The following is a 258-nucleotide window of genomic DNA, read 5'->3' as shown; positions in this document are numbered from 1 at the left end:
CCACCAGCTGGCTGTACTTGATGATCTTGCGCTGCTCGTGTTGGACGTTCTCAGCGATGATCCCTTGGCTGCCAAAGAAGACCCACTTCACGAAGCCGTTGTATTCCTCGCTCTTGTTGGTCGCGGCATTGATCGTTTTGCGGATCTCGTTGTCATCAATGTAGCGAAGCAAGAACAGCGTTCGGACGGCCTTGCCAAGTTCCCGGAATGCGAAGTACAGCTTGTTCTTCCGGCTGGAGGTACCCAGCCGGCGCAGGA

At 55.4% G+C, this 258-nt stretch carries 1 protein-coding gene; it reads right to left on the bottom strand.

The window, feature by feature from the left end; all coding sequences use genetic code 11:
* On the bottom strand, positions 1 to 258 hold a 258-nt coding region (locus OC373_RS18940; protein WP_261998289.1), incomplete at both ends, for a transposase.

Origin of the sequence: Stenotrophomonas sp. Ste96 (assembly GCF_024519495.1) — a bacterium.
In the GTDB taxonomy this organism is placed as follows: Bacteria; Pseudomonadota; Gammaproteobacteria; order Xanthomonadales; family Xanthomonadaceae; genus Stenotrophomonas; species Stenotrophomonas bentonitica_A.
Note: the sequence above shows the minus strand (reverse complement) of the source record. Positions and strands in the feature narration are given on the sequence as shown.